This is a genomic window from Parabacteroides sp. MSK.9.14, assembly GCF_019041495.1.
In the GTDB taxonomy this organism is placed as follows: Bacteria; Bacteroidota; Bacteroidia; order Bacteroidales; family Tannerellaceae; genus Parabacteroides; species Parabacteroides merdae.
In genome coordinates this window covers 13,393-35,567 of the sequence record NZ_JAHPXO010000045.1, presented here as the reverse complement: position 1 = coordinate 35,567, position 22,175 = coordinate 13,393, and the positions used below count along the sequence as shown (strand labels likewise).

General features: G+C 44.4%; 11 protein-coding genes. 6 read left to right on the top strand and 5 right to left on the bottom strand.

The window, feature by feature from the left end:
• Nucleotides 1-239 precede the first annotated feature (239 nt).
• A complete protein-coding gene (locus KTG12_RS18720; protein WP_005637407.1) occupies nucleotides 240-875 on the bottom strand; it encodes a SagB/ThcOx family dehydrogenase in 636 nt (211 codons plus the stop codon).
• Between the two features lie 182 nt (nucleotides 876-1,057).
• Here KTG12_RS18720 and KTG12_RS18715 point away from each other — a divergent pair, with 182 nt between their 5' ends.
• A complete protein-coding gene (locus KTG12_RS18715) occupies nucleotides 1,058-3,625 on the top strand; it encodes a TonB-dependent receptor domain-containing protein (RefSeq protein WP_022321375.1) in 2,568 nt (855 codons plus the stop codon).
• Nucleotides 3,626-3,811: 186 nt separating this feature from the next.
• Nucleotides 3,812-5,848, top strand: a complete 2,037-nt coding sequence (locus tag KTG12_RS18710) for a glycoside hydrolase family 2 TIM barrel-domain containing protein (protein WP_005650510.1) — start codon at nucleotides 3,812-3,814, stop codon at nucleotides 5,846-5,848.
• Between the two features lie 102 nt (nucleotides 5,849-5,950).
• Here the strand turns inward: KTG12_RS18710 and KTG12_RS18705 are convergent, their stop codons facing one another.
• The 3 genes from KTG12_RS18705 to KTG12_RS18695 form a co-directional block, all read right to left on the bottom strand.
• Entirely contained in the window at nucleotides 5,951-7,537 is a 1,587-nt protein-coding gene (locus KTG12_RS18705) for a sulfatase (protein ID WP_022321374.1), read from the bottom strand.
• Between the two features lie 202 nt (nucleotides 7,538-7,739).
• On the bottom strand, nucleotides 7,740-9,455 hold the full coding sequence (locus KTG12_RS18700) for a RagB/SusD family nutrient uptake outer membrane protein (protein ID WP_122115748.1): 1,716 nt from the start codon (nucleotides 9,453-9,455) through the stop codon (nucleotides 7,740-7,742).
• Between the two features lie 13 nt (nucleotides 9,456-9,468).
• Nucleotides 9,469-12,705, bottom strand: a complete 3,237-nt coding sequence (locus tag KTG12_RS18695) for a TonB-dependent receptor (protein ID WP_022321372.1) — start codon at nucleotides 12,703-12,705, stop codon at nucleotides 9,469-9,471.
• 1,109 nt (nucleotides 12,706-13,814) lie between these two features.
• On the opposite strand from KTG12_RS18695, the gene KTG12_RS18690 reads away from it, so the two are divergent.
• The 4 genes from KTG12_RS18690 to KTG12_RS18675 all read left to right on the top strand — a co-directional run bounded on the left by KTG12_RS18690 (nucleotide 13,815) and on the right by KTG12_RS18675 (nucleotide 18,122).
• On the top strand, nucleotides 13,815-15,743 hold the full coding sequence (locus tag KTG12_RS18690; protein ID WP_138272518.1) for a heparinase II/III-family protein: 1,929 nt from the start codon (nucleotides 13,815-13,817) through the stop codon (nucleotides 15,741-15,743).
• Between the two features lie 7 nt (nucleotides 15,744-15,750).
• On the top strand, nucleotides 15,751-16,962 hold the full coding sequence (locus KTG12_RS18685) for a glycoside hydrolase family 88 protein (RefSeq protein ID WP_005647072.1): 1,212 nt from the start codon (nucleotides 15,751-15,753) through the stop codon (nucleotides 16,960-16,962).
• 72 nt (nucleotides 16,963-17,034) lie between these two features.
• Entirely contained in the window at nucleotides 17,035-17,202 is a 168-nt protein-coding gene (locus KTG12_RS18680) for a hypothetical protein (RefSeq protein WP_155143680.1), read from the top strand.
• Between the two features lie 20 nt (nucleotides 17,203-17,222).
• Nucleotides 17,223-18,122: an alkaline phosphatase gene (locus KTG12_RS18675; RefSeq protein WP_122115751.1), complete on the top strand. Its 900-nt coding sequence runs from the start codon at nucleotides 17,223-17,225 to the stop codon at nucleotides 18,120-18,122.
• On the opposite strand, the gene KTG12_RS18670 is transcribed toward KTG12_RS18675, so the two are convergent.
• Nucleotides 18,115-22,146 carry a two-component regulator propeller domain-containing protein gene (locus KTG12_RS18670; RefSeq protein ID WP_155143682.1) on the bottom strand — a complete coding sequence of 1,344 codons (4,032 nt, stop codon included), beginning with the start codon at nucleotides 22,144-22,146 and terminating at the stop codon, nucleotides 18,115-18,117. The genes KTG12_RS18675 and KTG12_RS18670 overlap by 8 nt on opposite strands.
• Nucleotides 22,147-22,175: the final 29 nt, after the last annotated feature.

Sequence of the window (22,175 nt, the reverse complement as noted above, 5' to 3'; positions counted from 1 at the left end):
GTAAACGGGAATCTTCGGCACTTTTTCTGCCTGTTTGAAGCAAAATAAGTCACGTGTTTCAACAAAAAAGACGGCATCTCCTACAGAAAAACATCCTCAATACAACTCTCACAACCAACAAATGCAAAATTTAAACAGGCTCTAAAAGTTTTGCCAAAAGGCCTTTTTATCTTTCATCTTTCACCATAATCGTTTGATAATCAATGAAGGCTTATGATGGAGAAAATAACAAACGCTTTTTATTCACGTGGATATCCCACCGGATTGTTCATGATTGGCAATTGGCTGTCCGTTAGTTTCAAGATCCGTTTTAAAGCAGCCTGGTCCATCGTGGCACGGGGAACGGTTGCCAGACCGGTGGCTGCGCAGAAAATATTGATGTTTTGGCAAACGATGCCGGCATCGACAGCGGCCATCAGTTTGGTGTGGTCGGCAATGTTTCCGAAGCGTGAAAGATCGGAAACGAGTACCAAGCTGACTGGGGCTGATTTGACAAAATCCTGACTGCCGGCAACAGCGGCCCGGTGATCTCCTTTAGCAATAGGTTGCAGGCTGTTTGCCTTGGCATCGTACAGGTAAGCGCCCTCTTTCATAATGACATAAATGTCGATATCCTGTTTGTTCAACGCTGAGGGAGCCGTTCGTTTTCCGTCCGGGCGGTTAATCCCGTTTGCTGCCCATAATAGATCCGATAGATCCTGTAAACTGAGTTCCTTGGCTGCATATTCCCGGTCGGAGTGACGGTCGGATAACGCTTTCATAATGGAACTGCCTCTGTTTTTGTCCGGAGAGCTTAATTTGATTGCTTTCAGATCTTGTGCATACATGGTGACGACGAGTAATAATGATGCAAAAATGAATGATAATTTTCTCATAAACTTATTCTTTTTATGATTGATTTCAACAAAAATAGGTGAAATATGCAGAAATCGAACACCAAAATACAACTTTTACAATTCTTTAAACTGTAAAATTACGAATGGCTCGTAGATAAAGTTACATTTGCAACTGTTTTTATGTGAATGTATAATCGATAATATCTAAATTCTCAAATTTAATGAAAGAAAAACTACTCTACTTAATGCTGATACTATTTGTGTCTGCGTCAGTGTTTGCGCAAACCGGAGGTGGATCAGCCGCCTTTACAATTAAGGGCCAAGTAGTCGACTCTCTATCCAATGAGTCCGTACCTTATGCCACGTTGAGGATAGCTTTGGCTTCCGCACCACAGAATCCTGTGAAATTGTTGGCTTGTGATGATGATGGCAAGTTCACGGCAACGATGAACAAGCCGGGTAAGTATGTGATGACAATGGAATCTTTAGGGAAAGTGCCTGCCAAGAAAACATTTACATTGTCGGAGAGCAAGAAAGTCGTGAATTTCGGTAAGTTGTTTATGCATGACGATACGCAGCAGTTAAAAGAGGTTACCGTAACAGCCCAAAAGCCGTTGGTGAAGGTGGAAGTCGATAAATTGACTTATAGCCTGGAAGACGACCCGGAAGCTAAAACCAGCAATGCGTTGGAAATGTTCCGTAAGGTTCCGATGGTCACGGTGGATGGCGAGGATAAAATCCAGTTGAAAGGATCTTCCAATTATAAAATCTATATGAATGGCAAACCCTCCAATTTATTGAGTGGCGACAACGCATCCGATGTATTGAAAAGTATGCCGGCCAGCTCGATCAAGAACATCGAGGTCATTACCGATCCTGGTTCCAAGTATGATGCAGAAGGGGTTGGAGGTATTATCAATATCATTACGACCAAGAACGCATTGCAAGGATATACGGGAACGATTCGTGCCAACGCCAGTACGCTGGGGAGCTTTGGTGGCGGTGGTTATGTTTCGATGAAGGCAGGAAAGTTCGGTATTACTGCTAATTATGGCTATAACTACCGTAATTCCCCCTGGAATGATACCTATTCGATGCGAGATGAGGAAGAAGCGAAATACCAGCAGGGTGACGAGACTTTTACCCGTCCGTCTTCTTTGTTGAATGAGCATGGACGCAGCAAAAACAAAGGGCCGTTCCAATACGGTTATTTGGAAGGTAGCTATGAGATCGATACGTTGAACTTATTAAGTGTAGGTGTCAATTTGTTCCGGGGAAAATCAACTAATCTCTCCGAATTGATTGCGGATAAGGTCAATCGGACCGATCTGACAAATGGGGAACCGACAACGATGTATTCTTATAAACGTTATTCGGATTCAAAAGGAACATTCGGCTCTACAGACGTCAATGTCGATTTCCAGCATTCAACCAGTAAGAAGGATGAATTGCTGACTTTGTCCTACCGCTTCAGCCAATCCCCCAATGACAATGAAGGGCATTCCCGGCTTGAAGATCTGGAAGGGGTTTATAGCCAGGCTTACCGCTATCCTAACTGGAATATTAATGATGCTTCAACGACGGAACACACGGCACAGGTCGATTATACGACTCCTTTGTTTAAAGATCAGACATTGGAAGCCGGTGTGAAATATATAAATCGCCAGAGCAAGAGTAATACATTGGAACAGGTGAAGGATTCTTTAAATGCCTGGCAGGATATTTCGCAGCGTAATAGTGACTTCCGTCATACTCAGCATATTTATTCCGCTTATTTGGGATATATGGTCAAGTTCAATAAATTCGGGGCTAAAGCAGGTGTCCGTGCGGAAGGAACCAGCTTGAATGCGGAGTTTGCCAAGGCGCCGGAAGAAAACTTCAAAACAAATTACTTTGACGTTGTCCCGAATGCGACATTGACTTACCAGTTAGACATGTCTTCACAGTTACGTTTAGGATACAATATGCGTATCCAGCGTCCGGGGATCTGGTATCTGAATCCGTATTTGAATAATATCGACCCGCAGCGTATCTCGCAAGGTAATCCGAATCTGGATTCGGAAAAGAGTAATAATGTGAACTTCAACTTTAGTAAGTTTGCACAGAAGTTCAGTATAAATGCAAGTTTGAGCTATACATTTGTTAATAATGCGATTGAAAGATATACAATAATTGCCAACTTCCCGGAATCCGATCCGCTTTCTCAATATAACGGAGCTTCTTATAGCACTTATGGAAATATGGGAAAACGTCAGCAGGTCGGATTGTTCCTGTATGGCAGTTGGAATCCGGTTCCTCTGTTCCGTATCTATATGAACGGTGGGTTGGATTATACGAATATCGACAGCAAAAAGGCATTGGGACTGACAAAGGATGGTGTGGCTGGCCGAATCTTTGCAGGGACACAGTTTAATTTGCCGAAAGATTTTCGTATTAATTTGCATGGTGGTTATTTCAGTCCGTGGATTCAATTGCAGGGAAAACAATCTCCTTTCTACTTTGCAGGTCTGAATATCAGTAAGGATTTCCTGAAAAAGAAACTCTCCGTTTCTTTGGGTGCACAGAACCCGTTCTGGAAAACCATGAAGATGGAATCGACTACGACAGGTGAAGGTTTTGTGGACCGTTCTACTACTTGGCGTCATGCCCGTGAGTTCCGTTTGAGCGTCTCTTACCGTTTCGGTACGATGAAAGGCCAGATCAAGAAAGTGCGCCGCGGTATCAGCAACGACGATACTAAAGGCGGTGGAGAAGGCAATAACGCCGGTGGCGGTGAACAGGCAATGTAGAAATTTATGAATTCTGATTTATGATTTATGGGTTTCTAATAAATCATAAATCAGAATTCATAAATCATAAACCTCTCCTTAAATTTCCGCTCTCGGACAAATCTATCCATCCAATTAGACAAATTGTGCCTGTCTTTCTGCCGCCAATCACCTACTTTTGGCTCGTATATAAAGAATTTTGTAAACATGAAACACACGATCTTTAGTCTGATACTCTTTTTTATCAGCACTTCAACCTTTGCTACGCGTAAAGAAATCCTGTTGAACGAGAACTGGATGTTTCGTTTTTCCCATCAGGTACAGTTTAAAAGTGAAGAACGGGTGAACCTGCCCCATACTTGGAACAGTGGCGATGCCCTTTCCGGCAAGCAGGATTACTATCGTGGAATGGGTAACTATACCAAAACGCTGTTTGTAAAACCTGAATGGAAAGGCAAACGTCTCTTTCTGCGTTTTGAAGGAGTCAATACAATAGCGAATGTTTTTATTAATGATGTGCATATCGGCGAACATCGCGGCGGATATGGCGCGTTTGTATTCGAGATTACCGATAAAGTGAAATATGATGCCGACAACCGGATATTGGTGAAGGTCAACAATGCCTTGCAGCAGGACGTCATGCCTTTAGTCGGCGATTTTAATTTCTATGGAGGTATTTACCGGGATGTGAATCTGATCATAACGGACCCGGTTAATATCTCACTCACCGACTATGCTTCTCCTGGTGTCTATCTGATTCAGAATAAAGTGACGAAAGAGCAGGCCGATGTGAAGGCAAAAGTGCTCGTCTCTAACGGAAGCGCGAAGGTGCAACCCGTAAAAGTGGACATCAAGATCTGGGAGGACGACAAGCTTGTCCAACAGCAGGATATAAAAGTCACGGTGGATGCCAATGACTGGGCTACAACCGGAATGGATTTGACAATCCGAAATCCCCGTCTTTGGAATGGCCGTAAAGATCCGTTCATGTATAAGGCCGAAATATCTCTTCTTTCCGAGGGTCAAATAATAGATCGGATTGTACAGCCATTAGGCTTGCGCTATTATCATGTGGATGCCGAGAAAGGTTTCTTTCTGAATGGGGAACATCTGAAACTGAAAGGAGTATGCCGCCACCAGGATCGGGCGGAAAGGGGAAATGCGCTTTATAAAATGCATCACGATGAAGATGCGGCCATTATGGTCGAGATGGGGGCTAATGCCGTTCGTCTGGCTCATTATCCGCAAGCGACTTACTTTTATGACCTGATGGATAAATACGGAATTGTCACCTGGGCTGAAATTCCGCAGATCGGGCCGGGCGGATATCAGGACCAGGGCTACATCAACCAGCCTTCTTTCCGGGAGAACGGGAAAGAGCAGTTGAAAGAATTGATTCGCCAGCATTATAATCATCCGTCGATCTGTTTCTGGGGGTTGTTCAATGAGTTGAAGACCATCGGAGACAATCCGACCGAGTATATCGAGGAATTGAACGACCTGGCCCATCAGGAGGACCCGACTCGCCTGACAACATCTGCCAGCTTCCTTTCTTACGATGATGATATAAATAAGGTGACTGATGTGATAGCCTGGAACCAGTATTTCGGTTGGTATGGCGGTTCTCCTTCCGATATGGGGAAATGGCTGGATGCCAATCATAAGGCACATCCGGAGTATAAGATTGCCATCAGCGAATATGGGGCAGGGGCGAGCATCTACCATCAGCAGGATTCCGTGAAACGGGGGATTGCTTCCGGTTGGTGGCATCCGGAGAATTACCAGACTTATTATCATATCGGAAACTGGAAAGCATTGGCGGAACGTCCGTTCGTCTGGGGTTCTTTCATTTGGAACCTGTTTGACTTCGGTGCGGCTCACCGTGTGGAAGGCGATCGTCCCGGTATCAACGACAAAGGGCTGGTGACTTTCGACCGCAAGGTGAAAAAAGATGCTTTCTATTTCTATAAGGCAAACTGGAATACCGAGGAACCGTTTGTTTACATCACGAACCGCCGCCACCGCGACCGTTCCTTGGCTGTTACGGACATCATGATCTTCTCTAATCAACCGGAAGTCGAATTGTTTGTAAACGGGAAAAGCCTCGGCCGGCAGAAACCGGATGAATATGCAACATTTGAGTGGAAAGGGGTTGCTCTGCAGGATGGGGAGAATACGATAGAGGCTCGTTCCACCCAAAAGAAGAATCCAGTGAATGATAAGGTGGTTTGGACGGTGAAATAATAATAGTTAGAATTTTTAAGGGAGGTGCCAAAATTCCTCTCTCTTGTCGGGAATTAATCCCCCGACAAGAGAGAGATTTCTTTTTTTTGACATTCCCCTTTTTTATTCCTTCCCGTAAGGGATCAGCTCTTTCAGTATTTGTTCTTTATACCACGGATCGTCCGCTTCTTTCAGCAAGGGAATCATCTGTTTGCATAAGTCGGATACGATTCCCTTATTCTCCTGCCAAGGGAGATTCTGCATCTGATACGGATCTTCCAGGTCATTAAACAAAAGGATGTCCTTGAGTTCTTTTGTCTTTCGGTCGATTGTGAGCGACATGGTATATTGATGTGTTTTGATCCCTCTCGACACCGGAAAATAAGAAATGACTTTTCCATCGGCATCCTTTTCCCCATCGATATTTTTGATGTACAAGGCTCCCTGACGCAAAGGAACGGAAGAATCCTCTCCTGTAAAACGTCCCGCATAATTCCGCCCTTCCACAGTGGCCGGAATCTGTTTTTCCAGACCGCACAGTCCGAGTATGGTCGGCATGATATCAGGAGAAGACAACAATAGTTCGCTGTCGATCCGAGGTATTACTTTTCCAGGAAAACGAACTATGAACGGGACGTTCATGCTTTCTGCATAAGGTGAGTTTTTGGGATCGTCCGTATTTTGGCTGCACATGGTTTCTCCATGATCGGAAGAGAAAATAACGAGGGTGTTCTTGTCCAATCCCTGTTTTTCGAGTTCGTCCAGTATTCGTCCGAAAGCCCGGTCGACACCTGTCACCGATGCAAAGTAATAACGTACGGATGGTGCTTTTTTCATTTCCCGGTTTGCATTCGGGCGAATCAGCAGGCTGTCCAACGGAAGGTCTTTGTATAAGTTGTAATCTTCTTCCATGCAATCTTCCAATGAGGCATACGGACTGTGAGGCGGATTGAAACTGACCATCATAAAAAACGGTTTATTTGGGTCCCGCACGTTTCCTTCATTCCGTAAGTAGGAGATTACTTTATCCGCCTCATGTGCGGGCGACCACTCGTTTATCTCGTGTTTGACGCCTTCGGTATCCCAATAGTGCGGATGCTTGTGCACGTCATAGGTCCCGTACGAATACCAATAGTCGAAACCGTGCCGGCGTTCTGCCGGAGTGTAGGCATCCCAAGCCGGAACACGGTCTTCCACATATTTTCCGGGACGTTCCGGGTCATTGGGAGTCGGGCAGTCGACATGCAGTTTCCCGATATAAGCACAGTTATATCCGGCTTGGCTGAACACGTCGCTAATGCAGGTCGCATCTTTGCGCAATGAACTGATCGGGCGGTTGGCATTACAGTTCAGAGGTACTCCGCTATGTTCCGGATACATCCCCGTTAACAATATTCCCCGGTGCGGACTGCTCAGCGGGCAGTTGCTCATGGCCGAAGTCAGCACAACAGATTCTTTCGCAAACCGGTCCAGATTAGGCGTATGCACCGGATCTCCCTCGAAATTCACCGCATCCCGGAATCTCGCCTCTCTCCAGAAACCCATCGCATGGTTACGCATTTGGTCTGGAAAAACATAAATTACGTTTGGAGTACTTGATAAATTCAGGGAGGTAACAGGCTTTTCTTTGCATCCCTGAAAGGAGAAAAGAAGAATACTCCCTAAAAGATATGCCGCTTCGTGGTTGGAATGATTGAGTTGTTTATACATATGTTTATTGATTTATTGAACGTAATGATATTTTGCAATTCATTTTTCCTGGTCTTGATAAGATGGAGATGAGATTCAATGTTCACATTGTTGTCAGTATTGAAAGGTGTTCCTCTTTCTGATGGGAGCATATGAACTACCAATAAACAAATAAAAGGACAGACATAGCAGTCTGCCCTTTTATTTGTTTATTGGTAGGTGATTACCATCCTGGGTTCTGATCTTCTTTCAGACTTGGGTTTTTCTGAATTTCATTATTTGGAATCGGCCATAAATAGTCCCGAGACTGAACGACACGGTTGTAATAGAATTGTCCGGTAAAGCCTTTTACTTCTCCGGCCAAAGTTTCCAGTAATCCCCAACGTTTCATATCACTGAAACTTAACCCTTCGCCAGCCAGTTCGACTGCACGCTCATGTCTGATTCGTTCGAATACTTGTTCTTTGGTAGTTGCCTGCAGATAACTTGGACCGCTATTAAGTCCCGGCATGTCGACGCGTGCACGGACTTGGTTGATCAAGTCGACTGCTTTTGTCTGTTGGTCTGTCTGGTTGTAGCATTCAGCCAGCATTAACAATACATCGGCATAGCGGATCAGCGGGAAGTTGATCGGTGTATCTTCGCGGTTATTGATAGCACCATTCATGTCATATTCGGCTACAAATTTACGCCACAAATACATTTCGTAGTTTCCGTTAACACGAATAAAACCGTTCTTTTCGTTTGTCTGTCCGGATTTTTCTGTGATAACATATTCTGTATCCATCGGAGCGTTGGAATACCAACCTTTATAAGTCGTGTACGGCATAATGATGGAAGCCATCATACGCGGGTCACGCTTGTTGTACATTTCTAATAACTTGTCTTTTGCGGCGGGATAGGTGGCCACTTTGTTTAACCCTTCGTTTAATGTCGCATAGAATGTTTCTTTCTTGACTGCATCATTTTCATTGAATCCCGGAATAACTTCATTCCAATCGAAAGCACGTCCGTCTTTCCATTCGTAAGAATCAACGAAGTCAGTAGCTGCCATTACATTGTTCCAGCAACTTCCATAAGAGGCACGGCTTCCCATATAGAATGTCATCGGCATACCGAAATCAGTACCGACACCACCGATATTTTGAATTGCAAAGATCATTTCTGAACTTTCATCTCCACCTGGTTTGAATAGGTTTTCATAATCTGAATACAAAGCATACTTACCGCTGTTGATAACATTCTCAAAGCATGTGGCTGCTTCTTGGTATTGTTTGTTGTAGAGAAGGACTTTTCCTTTCAATGCCATTGCAGCTCCGGATGTCGCACGTCCTTTATTTGATTCATCCCAATCTGCCGGTAAATGAGCAATCGCTTCATCCAGGTCTTTGATGATAAATGTACGGACTTCTTCTGCCGAGCTTCTTGGTTTCAACATATTGGAGAAGTCTTCCGCAACGATAGTTGTCTCATCATAAATCGGAACTCCACCCCAAAAATCGAGTAAGGTGAAATAGTAGAGGGCACGCATAAAACGGGCTTCCGATTTGTAGCGGGTTTTCAGTTCGTCGGACATATCACATTGGTCGACGTTCTGTAATACAATATTAGCACGTGTGACGCCTTCATACAGTTGTTTGAACTTATCGCCGACGGCTCCTTCCGTAGTGGTATAAGTACCACGGCCGATGTTTGGATACGAAGGTGCGTCATATCCGGCACCTACGCCACCTAAACAGTCAAAACCGAATTGACGGCCGAAAACATCGTTGTGTGTCATTTGGCTGTAAACTCCCATCATTGCCTGATCGGCATGTTCTTGTGTCTGGAAGAATGTTCCGGCACTTAACTGATCTTCCGGATAACGGTCCAAGTCGTAGCAGCTACTCATTAACAGAAGTGATGCTGCACAAGTGAAAAATAATTTATACTTATTCATAATGCTTTTTCAATTAAAAGGTTACATTAATACCTAAAACCGCTGATTTCATTGCCGGATAAGCCAGCCCGCTGATTTCAGGATCAAATCCTCTGTAAGATGTAAATGTGAAGAAGTTTTCCAAACTGCCATAGAAACGAAGTCTTTCCAATTGCATCTTCTTCGTAATAGATTTAGGCAATGAATAGCCTAATTGAATGTTACGAATCTTCAAGAAGGCTTTGTTCTCCAAGTAGAAATCACTCATTTGAGTGTTGATCTGATTCTGGGATTGTAACAAGCGCGGGTAGATAGCGTCTGTACGGCCTTCAACCCATCTTCCTTCTGCAACATCTTTGTTCAACTGGTAGCCGAAACGTACGGTTGAAGTGTTTGCCAATGCATTTTGCCAGTAAACTTTCACACCTGCCTGTCCTTGGAACAGAACGGAAAAGTCGAATCCTTTGTAGGCGGCATTCAGGTTCAAACCGAATTGGAATTTCGGGTTCGGGCCGTCGCTGACGATTTCGCGGTCATCCATGTCGATAATACCGTCTCCATTGATGTCTTTGTACAGTAAATCTCCTTTTTGAGGCGTACCGAATGCGGCAAACGGATTCACCTTTTTACCTGTCTTCTCGTCAATCGGTGCGTTGTCGATCATTTGTTGTACAAGTGCTAGATCAGCATCTGTTTGGATTATGCGGTCTGCACGCAATAAATATTGAGAATTGATGGAATGACCTTCCCAGATAATATTAGCCCCGTCATAAGAGATACCGCCTTTATCTGTTCCCTTGAACTTATTGACTTTGTTTTTTACGAATGTAAAGTTGCCGTTGACACCGTAGGAGAAATCTCCAATTTGGTCCTGCCAGCCGAGAGTCATCTCGATACCTTGGTTTGTAACAGTCGCACTGTTTTGTTTAGGAATGGATGCTGTTCCGTGTACGTCCGGTGCAGGCAAGTTGATCAAAATGTCTTTTGTTTTCTTATTGAAGTAATCGACAGTACCAGTTAATTTATTATTGACCAAACCGAAATCGAAACCGACATTTGTCATATAGGTAGATTCCCAAGTCAGATCCGGATTGGCCAGTCTGGCTTGTGCAAGACCTAATATCAGTGCGTTGTTCAACGTGTAGTTGAATGCAGAACCGGAGCTTGGTTTATTAGCGTAAGTTGCGATCGCGTCGTAGTTCCCAACGGAATTGTTACCCAAAGAACCATAAGATAAACGGAACTTTAGGTTGCTCAATCCTTTCTCCACCCAATCTTCCATAAAGGCTTCCTGATCCATACGCCATGCAACGGAAGCAGAAGGGAAGTAACCTGTACGGTTATTTGAAAGGAAGCGGGATGATTGGTCTGCACGAAGATTGACTTCTAGTAAGTATTTGTTTTCCCAATCCAGATTGATACGTCCGAAGAAAGAACGCATAGCCCATTCGGTGCTTGAACCGGAAGCTGTTGCATCACCGATTGCAGCATCGATCACGTTCAAACTTAAATCGATCATGTCATATTTTGTAGCAGAGAAGTTCTTGCTGCGATACATTTCCTGGCTGGCTCCGATCATTGCGTTCAAACCTAAGCGGTCATTCATGAAACGTTTCTCGTAGCGTGCTACAACATCTCCGAAGAAGCGTTCGGTTTTACCGTCGTAATTCATGATGTTGGTTTTTCCTCTGTTGGAGTAAGTGATCACGTTATCACGGAAGTTCCAACCGTCGATGAAAACAGGTTTCCGGCTTCGTTGTTCATCCACGAACTCATAAGAATATGATGCTGTAACAGAAAAGCCTTCGAGCGGTTTCAACGTTCCGACGAAACGAGAACGCATATTGGTTTTGCGGATATTACCAGCTTTGCTGTTCAAACGGATCAAAGGGTTGTTATTCGCCGATTGTGCGTCGTCTTCACTATTATTCATAGCTCCGTATCGTCCGTCCGGTGCACGGAATACCATACCGGGAGTCGTTGCTGATGCGTAGGTGAACACATCATCAACAGATGTGTCTTTCTTGTCACTTGCCGTATATTTGGCAGATGGTTCCATGTTTGAAACATATCCGCTGACTTGTGCCCCTAAATTCAACCACGGTTTTACATCGGCTGAAATGTTTACACGTCCGTTATATTTTTCGAAGCCGGTATTTTCCATTACCCCCGGATTCTTTTGATAACCGAATGATGAATAGAAGCGGATTTTGTCACTACCGCCACTCATGGAGATGACGTGGTTGTGAGAAGTCGAAGGTGTAAATGTCTCGTCAATCCAGTTCGTATTCGGATATTTTAACGGATCTCGTCCACCATCTGCCCGCCATTCGTCTATGACAGCTTGTGAGAACTGAGCTTTCAAATTAGAATTGAGGTAGCCTTCGTTGATCAATTCCATATAAGTGGCATAATCAGAAACGGGGTCCATAGAGCTGGGGATACTTGGTGATGTGAATGAAACATACCCGTTATAGTCCAACTTAATAGAACCAGCTTTCCCTTGTTTGGTGGTAATCAAGATAACACCATTTGCAGCACGTGAACCATAAATTGCCGATGATGCGGCATCTTTTAATACGGTCATCGATTCGATATCCTGTGGGTTAACAGTGTTGATACCCGCTTCTACGCCGTCGATAATGACCAATGGGGAAGATTCATTCAGTGTTCCTTGACCGCGAACCTTGATCGACGCATTGTCGTTACCCGGCTGATTGGCCGTACCTTGTACGTTTACACCGGCTGCAAGACCTGCCAATGCATGGGATACGTTGGTAATAGGGCGGCTTTCTGTCAACTCTGCAACATTAATAGTTGATACGGACCCGGACAAGTTTACCTTTTTCTGTGTACCGTAGCCTACAACTACAACTTCGTCTAACGCCTGTGAGTCTTCGGCCAACTTAATGTTGAACGAAGTCTGATTGTTTACGGGAATTTCCTGATCCTTATATCCGATATAAGAAACAACAAGAATGGAATTAGGAGATACTTCCAGAGAAAAATTACCGTCCATGTCGGTAATTGTACCGTTGGTAGTTCCTTTTTCTACGACATTAGCTCCAGCGATAGGGCCCAGGGCATCTTCTACCACACCTTTGATACTGTGTTTTGCCTGTTGAGGAGAAGCTACAACAGGATTCGGCTCATTTGAGCCAAACGTATCGGTAGAAGGATTAGCGGAGGCCATTCCGATTGATGCCAGGAACATAGTAGCTCCCAGGAACATCGCTCTCGATACATAAAAGCGTTTAAAATCTTTTGTCATAATAACACCAGATTGATTAATAAATTGATAATAATTCTCATTTCTCTAAATAGGCACTTTGTGTTTTTTCAATTGTGTTTTTCACAAAAGTGTGTTACTGATCTAAGTTCTTCAAGAACTATGATGAAAACGTTGCAAATTTAGATGTTAATAATGTGTATGAATGTACACTTTTATCCATTTGATATGCACTAATCTTCCAACGGTGAGTTTTTAGCAATGTGTTAAATATTTATATATTAATACATTGTGATTTGCATGTTTTGTATAACATATAAATTAAGCTTAATTGGCAATATATTTATTTAGAATTCAGTTTGTAATATTCACATAGGTATACATTGAAGTGTAAAAACGATACAGCTAAGGCAAATTCTCATAGTTTGGCAGATATGAATCATAAATGATGATTTATCATCATGATAGTTCAACATGGATTTCCGATTCAGCTTCACCCGTCTTTGATACCTTTTGATTGTCATGTCATACAAGGGTGAAGGCAGATATCCGGACTGCCTTCACCTCAAAAATTTGCCTTCACTCTGTCTCGTCCTGATTTGGGTTGGTCATGTTCCTCTCGGTTTCACATCTATATAATTAAGTGAAAAACAAGGAGACTACAATATTGATTAATAAATAAATACACAGGCATTAACAGCTATTACTACCACTCCTTACCTTTTCGACTAAGGGCGAAAAGGTTTTTGACCAGTGTCGAAAAGGCTTTTGACCTTGGTCGAAAAGGTATTCGACTAAAGGCAAAAGGTCTATGACCAGGCTGTTTGACAACAGAAACATACCCATTGTCACTTAATATAGAATCTTCCGAGGCCGACCTGGTCTCTGATGAAGGCAAACATAAGCGGTGAAGGCAATTCGCGGATGATGGCGAAACGCCATAGTCCTTGAAGAACTACGATAAAAATACTCTTTTGTGAAAGGTGCATATAGAAAAATGCAAGGTTCCGGTTTTGGAGGATGAGAATTATAATGTGGCAGGAAACACCTTAAATTTCCGCTTTTGGACAATCCGTGCACATGAATTGGATGAATATGTCTCTTTCTCATAGAGGGGACCTCTATTTTTGCGATATTGAAAAATAATACCTATGAGAACACAACGATTCATCACAATCGTGTGCCTGTTGCTTTGGACAGTCGCACACTTGCACGCGTATGAAAAACGCGACTTGTTGCAGAAAGAGGCCGATTTTGAGAAAGTCAAATCCGCGTTGATAATGGAGCAGAAGTGGGTGCCGTATCCTGATTATTCTGACCGGGCCGGTTGGGATAAACTCCTCGGTGATTATAAAGAAAAGTATATCCGGAAAGGAGAAAGTTATCTGGATTATGAGTGGAAGGTTGTGAAAGCGACCGATTATCTGGAGTTCGGACGAAGTGGTGACCGGGCGATTATGGAGAGTCCGTTCGGTAAAAACAATTCCGCACTCGGAAGTCTGTTCATGGCAGAGATGGCTGAAGGGAAGGGACGCTTTGTCGATCAGATTATCAATGGTGTTTTTGCAAGTTGTGAAATGACGAGCTGGGCATTGTCGGCCCATTTGGGATTACAGAAGGTCGGAGGATGCTTTCCGAGCTATGAAGAACATGTGATTGATTTGGGTTCAGGAAATCTTGCTTCCCAGTTGTCTTGGATTTATTATTACCTGAAACCTTCGTTCGATAAGGTAAATCCTTTGATTTCAAAAAGGCTGCGGCATGAATTACAGGTCCGCATCCTCGATACCTATATGAATGAAGATCATTTCTGGTGGATGGCGTTCAACCTGAAGCCTGGCGGATTGGTGAATAACTGGAATCCGTGGTGTAACTTCAATGTGCTGCAATGTTTCTTCCTGCTTGAGAATGATCGGGATAAATTGGCAAAAGCGGTTTACCGGACGATGACTTCCGTGGATCATTTCATCAATTATACGCATGGAGACGGAGGTTGCGAGGAAGGCCCTTCTTATTGGGGACATGCTGCTGGAAAGATGTACGATTATCTGCAGATGCTTTCTGACGGGACAGGTGGTAAAGTCTCCGTATTCGATCAGCCTATCATTAAGAATATGGGTGAATATATTGCCCGCTCTTATGTGGGGAACGGCTGGGTGGTCAACTTTGCCGATGCTTCTGCCAAAGGAGGAGGGGATGCCGATCTCATTTTCAGGTATGGGAAAGCAGTCGAAAGCCCTCTTATGATGAACTATGCTGCTTATCTCAAGAGTCTTTCTGATAAGGACGGTATTCCTTCCGGTGACCCTTTCCGTCTGTTCCAAACCTTGCTCTCCCGTGAAGAACTGGAAGGAATGAGTGCAGATTATCAGGCTCCCGGCTATTCCTGGTATCCGGAAACCGAATTTTGCTATATGACCAACAAGAATGGCTTTTTCGTGGCAACGAAAGGAGGCTATAATAATGAAAGCCATAATCATAACGATGCAGGGACCTTCTCCCTTTACTTGAATACGACGCCTATTTTTATCGATGCCGGAGTCGGGACCTATACCCGTCAGACCTTCAGTTCCGAACGCTATTCAATCTGGACAATGCAGAGTAATTATCACAACCTGCCTATGGTGAACGGTGTGCCACAGCAGTTCGGTTCGGAATTTAGGGCTACGGATGTGCACTTTGATTCGAGACGTATGTATTTCTCTGCAAATATTGCGACAGCTTATCCGGCAGAGGCAAATGTAAAAAAATGGGTCCGTTCGTACCAGTTGGGAAAGAACTCCCTGAAAATAGAAGATTCGTTCTCTTTGGACAAGGCGGATAAACCGAATCAAGTCAATTTCCTCACTTGGGGGAAGGTGGATGTGTCGGTTCCGGGAGTAGTCACGGTTGAAGTGAATGGCGAGAAAGTCCGGATGACGTATAATAAGAGCGCCTTTACACCGACTGTCGAAACGATCCGCCTGGACGATCCTCGCTTGTCGAATGTTTGGGGCGAACAGGTCTGCCGGATATCGTTGAACGCCAATAAGCAGCTGCTTTCCGGCTCCTATACTTATACAATAACAACAATAAAATAATTGGTACATGATGAAAAATTTGATTGCATTTGCTTTTTCGGCATTTCTGCTATCTTGTGCAGGTGCCCCTAAAACAGAGGAAAAAAGTTTTATTGACGAGAATATCGATTTTGCCCGTGCACAAATAGGGAATGAGATCGGTGTGATCGAAGCGAGTGGGAAATGCTTGAATCCGGTGACGCTTAAGACAGACAGTTCTGTCTATTATTGTGGTTATGCGGATTGGCGGAGCGGCTTTTTCCCCGGATCTGTCTGGTATTTGTATGAACTGACGGGCGACAGCACGTTGCTGCCGTTGGCCGCCAAATATACGGATGCCATAGAGGAAGCCAAAAACCTGACTTGGCATCATGATATCGGATTTATTGTAAATTGCAGTTTCGGGAATGGCTTGAGACTGGCAGGGACGCCTTCTTATAAAGATGTGATGGTGCAGGCTGCCAAGTCGTTGTCTACCCGCTTCCGTCCGGCTGCCGGGATTATCCAGTCGTGGGATGTGGAACGCGGATGGCAGTCTGAACGGGGTTGGGAATGTCCGGTTATCATTGACAACATGATGAATCTGGAACTGATGTTCGAAGCGACGCGTCTGTCCGGCGACTCTTCTTTCTATAAGATTGCGGTGTCGCATGCCGATCGTACCATGGAGGAACATTTTCGCCCGGATGGAAGTTGTTACCATGTGATTGATTACAGTATCAAGGATGGTAAAGTGCGCCATCGCCAGACGGCACAAGGATATGCCGACGAATCTATCTGGAGTCGCGGGCAGGCATGGGCTATCTACGGTTATGCGGTATGCTATCGTGAAACCAAGGACCGTAAATATCTGGATCAGGCCTTGAAAACTTTCAATATGATGAAGAACCTGGAGAATATGCCGGAAGATCTGATTCCTTACTGGGATATGTCGGCTCCGAATATCCCGAACGAACCACGCGATGTATCGACGGCTTCCTGTATCGCTTCCGCGCTTTATGAGATCAGTACGATGGATGTTCCGGATGCAGCCGGCTATAAAATGTATGCCGACAGTATCATGGTTTCACTTTCTTCTCCGGCCTATCGGGCTGCATTGGGCACGAATGGAAACTTCCTGCTGATGCATTCTGTTGGCAGCATTCCTCACAATTCGGAAATAGACGTCCCATTGAACTATGCCGATTACTATTATCTGGAAGCATTAAAACGTAAACGGGATATCGAGAAAGGTCTTTAATTAATGAGTATGCATTATGCTTAAATATCTATTTCCCTTATCATTTTTCTTTTTTATATAATATTCATAACTTTGCTTATCCGCGCGTATCGGAACCGGCAAGGAGAGTTTCCGTTCGATAAACCCTATTATTTGCTGATCGATATGTTGTTGGGTGGAGCTTGTATTGGCGAAGTCGATTCTCTGGCTTTGCCGGTGGAGATGAAAGTGGGGCGGGTACGATATTATAGGAAGGATTGATATATTTAATTTAAGATAGCATGAAAACAGGAAAGTTGATTTTAGCATTGGTATTTCTGATGTTGTTTGCCGATGCTTCGATGGCTGCCAAGTGGAAAGCCAAACATGTAGTTTTGATCGGTCTGGACGGCTGGGGCGCTTATAGTGTGAACAAGGCCGAAATGCCGAATGTGAAGAAGTTGATGGAAGAAGGATCTTATACGTTGAAAAAACGCTCTGTACTTCCGTCTTCCAGTGCCGTAAACTGGGCTTCCATGTATATGGGGGCGGGACCGGAACTTCATGGTTACACGGAATGGGGATCGCAAACTCCGGAACTGCCTTCCCGTGTAGTGAATAAGCACGGTATTTTCCCGACTGTGTTCAGCTTGCTTCGCGAGTCTGATCCGAAAGCTGAAATCGGCTGTATCTGTGAATGGGCGGGAATCCGTTACGTTGTCGATACGTTAGCTTTGAGTTATGATAAAAATATTACGGAAAAGCCGCAGAATCCGGCCACTGCCAAATGTGCGGTTGAATATATCAAGCGTGCACGTCCGGCATTGGTCAATATCGTTTTCGACGAACCCGATCATGTCGGTCATGCTGAAGGTCATGACACACCTGCCTACTATGAAAAGCTGAAAGAGCTCGACGGCTATATCGGCCAAATCATTCAGGCGGTTAAGGATGCAGGTATGTTGGATGAGACTATCTTTATCGTCACAGCCGATCATGGTGGTATCAAGAAAGGGCATGGCGGCAAGACCATGGAAGAAATGGAGACTGCCTTTATTATTGCCGGCAAGGGAATCAAGAAAGGATATGAATTCCAGGAAAGCATGATGCAGTTCGACTGTGCTTCGACAATCGCTTATATCTTCGGGTTGAAACAGCCGCAGGTTTGGATCGGACGTCCGATGATCCAGGTGTTTAAATGACCGTTTTCTTTCTGTATTCAGCCGGGGTAATTTCAAACTGGGCTTTGAAACAGCGGGTGAAATAACGCGGAGAACCGAAGCCCAGCCGGTCGGAGATGTCGGCGATCTGTAGATCGGGGTTTTCCGTCAACATGGTTGCGGCCCGCTTCAGTTTGCAGTTGAGGACAAAGTCATTTGGTGTCATACCTGTCAGTGCCTTGAATTTGGCATACAATGAACTTCGACTGAGTCCCAACTCGCGGGCCATCATATTCATGTCGAAGTCGATATTATCAAGATTCTTTTCAATGATCGAGTTGACCGTATCCAAGAACTTTTGGTCTATCGGGTTGCTTGCCAGCGATTGTGCATCGAAATCTTTCTGCTGGCTGAATTTCTTTTGCAGGATAATACGATTACGGACCAGGTTATTGCAACGCGCCAGTAATACCTTTGCATTGAATGGTTTGTTTATATAGTCGTCGGCGCCTCGTTGTAAGCCTTCGATATTTTGCTCGGCGGAAGTGAGTGCCGTAAGCAGTACGACCGGGATGTGACATACATCAAAATCATTTTTGATCTTCAAGCACATCTCTGTTCCGGACATTTCCGGCATCATGACATCGCTAACGATGATGTCTGGTCGTTCTGCGCGTGCCTTTTCCAATCCTTCTTTACCGTTTCGTGCCAGCAGGACGCGGTAGGTCGGTGAGAACAGGGAGTTGAGTATCTGGAGTAATTCTTCGTTGTCTTCGACCAGTAGGATCGTATGAGGGGAATCGTCTCCTTCGATCAATAGCTCTTTTTGTTCCGTATCGGAAAACTCTTCCATGTGATCGGAAAAGGCGACCGTGTCGGGAATCAGGCTTTCCGTTTGCTTTTCTTGCTGCTTTTGTGCCAGTTCTTTCTCGGTAAAAAGCGTGCAGCCTTTCTGGAGATGGACAATGAAAATACTACCGTAGCCCGGTGTACTTTCCACTTGTATCGTTCCGTGGTGCAACTCGATTATGCTTTTGGTCAATGAAAGTCCGATCCCCGTGCTGGGAGTCTTGGTGATATTCGAGATACCGTTTTCAGCCTGATAGAATCGGTCGAATATTTTGTCTATATCTTCTTTGCTGATACCGATACCGTTGTCGATAACTTTAATGGTAACTTCATTTTCTTTGTTTTCCAAAATCATTTCAATGGCTGCATTCGGTTTGGTGTACTTGAAAGCATTGGATAGCAGGTTATAGAAGACTTTTTGCATTTGCTTCGGGTCGAAATAACACAAAACATTCTCTTGCGGAGCCGTGAAATTGTATGTGATGGAACGGCTGGACGCATATTCATAAAAAGACAGGTAAATCTCTTTCAGGAACGGGACGATGTCTTGCTCGTATACTTTCAGCTTCATATGTCCCTGTTCCAGTTTACGGAAATCCAATAACTCACTGATCAAGTTCCGCATATGATAAGTGTTTTTATATACTTTCAGCAGTTTGTTGTATACGGAAGGTGACAATGAACTGCTTTGTAATAAGAGTTCTATCTGGGAGATAATCAGCGTCAACGGTGTCCTGAACTCATGCGAGATGTTGGAGAAGAACTGTAGTTTTGCCTGATTCAACTCTTCGATCGCTTCTTTTTCCTTCCGTTCCATTTCCAGTGAAGTTTGCAACATGTATTGTGATTTCTTGAAACGGTAAATGCTGTACAGTATACTAATGATCAAGATGAAGTAGAGGAAATAAGCTAAGTTGGATGCATACCAGGGGGAATGGATATGAATGTCCATCTTGATGGTACGCGATTGTTCCTGATTCGGGTCGTATTGTATTTCCCGGACGATGAGCGTGTACTTTCCGGGGTTCAAGTTCGTATAGAAAATATTGTTGTCTTTGCTGGGTATCCATTTCTTGTCGAAACCTTCCAACATGTATTCGTAAGACGCCTTTTTCAGCGTATTGACATAGTTGTTCGATGTAAAAGTGAAAATCAGATTATTTTGATTATAGGCCAGCTCTATTTCTCGAGTGAAAGGTAGGGCGGTGGCCAGCACCTTGTTGTGGTCGCCGGGAGAAACTTGTTCGTTGTTAATGAACAGGTCGGAAAAATATAGTTGGTAGTCTTTGGCGGAGTTGAACAACTGCTGTTCAAAGAATGTCGCCATGCCATTGCTGCTGCCGACGAATATTTCTCCGTTTTTGCAGACCAGGATTCCGCAACCGATGTTTATGCCTGTCAGAGGCAGGGCCGTCCCCAGTTCCACGACCTTGAACAGGTTTTGATCCGGATCGAAAAAGGTAATTCCTTTGTCGCCTGTTATCACTAATTGGTCCAGGGTCGACAAGGTGAGTTCATAGCAGTAGTCACTGGCGATGAAGCTATTTTCGGTTGTATATCCGATAAACCGTTTGTTCTTCTCGTCATAGTGGAACAGGCCGGAACCACGGGTTCCGAGGAAGATCCGTCCCTCTTTGTCTTCGATTATTTGAGATATGGGAAATGTTCCCAATCCGTTTTCACCAGAACGGTATTGTACCTTGTCTTCTTCATTTTCGAGGTTGATCTTCCAGACACCTTTGCCGTAGGCCAGCCAAATGTACCCTTTCGAGTCAATTAGGAAGCAGGTGTTCCCGTAATACTTACCGCTTTTGAACAATGGAGATACTTTTTCTGTATATAGATTCATTTTGAAGATTCCTTTCGGTCCGGTACAAATCAATTCGTCATTGTAGATTCTCATCTGGTTGATGCGGTCGCCTGCTATTACGGCATAAGACGGATCTTCGAAATAGGGATTTTTGAACCGTTTGTTTTTGATGTCGTAGATGGATAGTCCCCCGGTATGTGTTCCAATATACAGTTTGTTGCGTTCAGGGCTGTAGGCTATTGCCTTCAGGTTGTTATGAGCAATGGAGTTACGATTCTCATCGGCCATGAAGTAGGTGAATTTCTTCGTTTTCCGGTCGAAAAAGTTCAACCCACCTCCTTCGGTACAGATCCAGATATTATTGTCTTTATCTTCCACCATATTACCGACGAAAGGATAATTCAGGCAATCGTTCCGGCTGTTGTTAGCTGCATAAACCGTGAAAATATCTGTCTCCGGGTTGAAATAATTGACACCGCCGTAATAGGTCCCCAACCAGATCGTGCCTTGTCTGTCTTTGTAAACGGGGAATACGGATGAATGGGTCATGCTGCCGGGCAGAGGGTTGCGGGCATAAACTTCGAACTGATTGCTGGTCGGATTATATTTGTTTAGCCCGGTGAAAGTGCCGAACCAGATGTTCCCGAAGTTGTCTTCCACGAAATCCCGGACCTGGTTGCTCGATATGTTGTTGGGGTTGGAAGGATCGTAGCGGTAACGGGTGAAATTGCCGTGCACGTCCCTTTTGTACATGCCATTCATGCGAATGGATATCCAAAGATTATATTTGGAGTCTTCATATAGGTCGTAAATGTCTTCTCCCATGATCATACAGGTCAGGGATTTGTCGTCATTCATCCTGAAGAGTCCGTCTGTAGTGCCGATCCAGTACCGGCCGCCGGAATCTTCCAACAAACAGGTCGCACGCTGGTTCCGGTTTTCCAGCCTCGTGACGAAATCGAAATCGTTTTTATCCGGATTCCAGGTGAGTATGGAGTCAGCTATTCCTACCCATATTGTTCCTTTGATAGAAGCGACGGTATATACGTTTGATTTCCGTAGGCATGAGAATTTCTGTGTCTGGATGTCATAGCGGATCAAGGATTGATCGGAGTCGAAGAAAACATTTCCATCTTTGTCGCCGGCAATGAAGTGCGTCTGGTTACCTATCGGATTGGCGTTTTGGCGATGAAATTCGGATGGTTTGTATACTTTGGTCTGTACGCCGTCGTATATGCTGATTCCCTCTTCCGTCCCGAACCACATTCTACCCAAATTATCCTGGTAGATGGCCATGACGGAAAGTTGTGACAGGCCTTCCTGCATGCCTATATGCTTGAAATATATCGGGTATGTGCCGGAACAAAATCCTATAAGCAGTATGAGTGATATGATGATTCTTCTCATAGTATTATAGTATATAACATTAGCAGTTC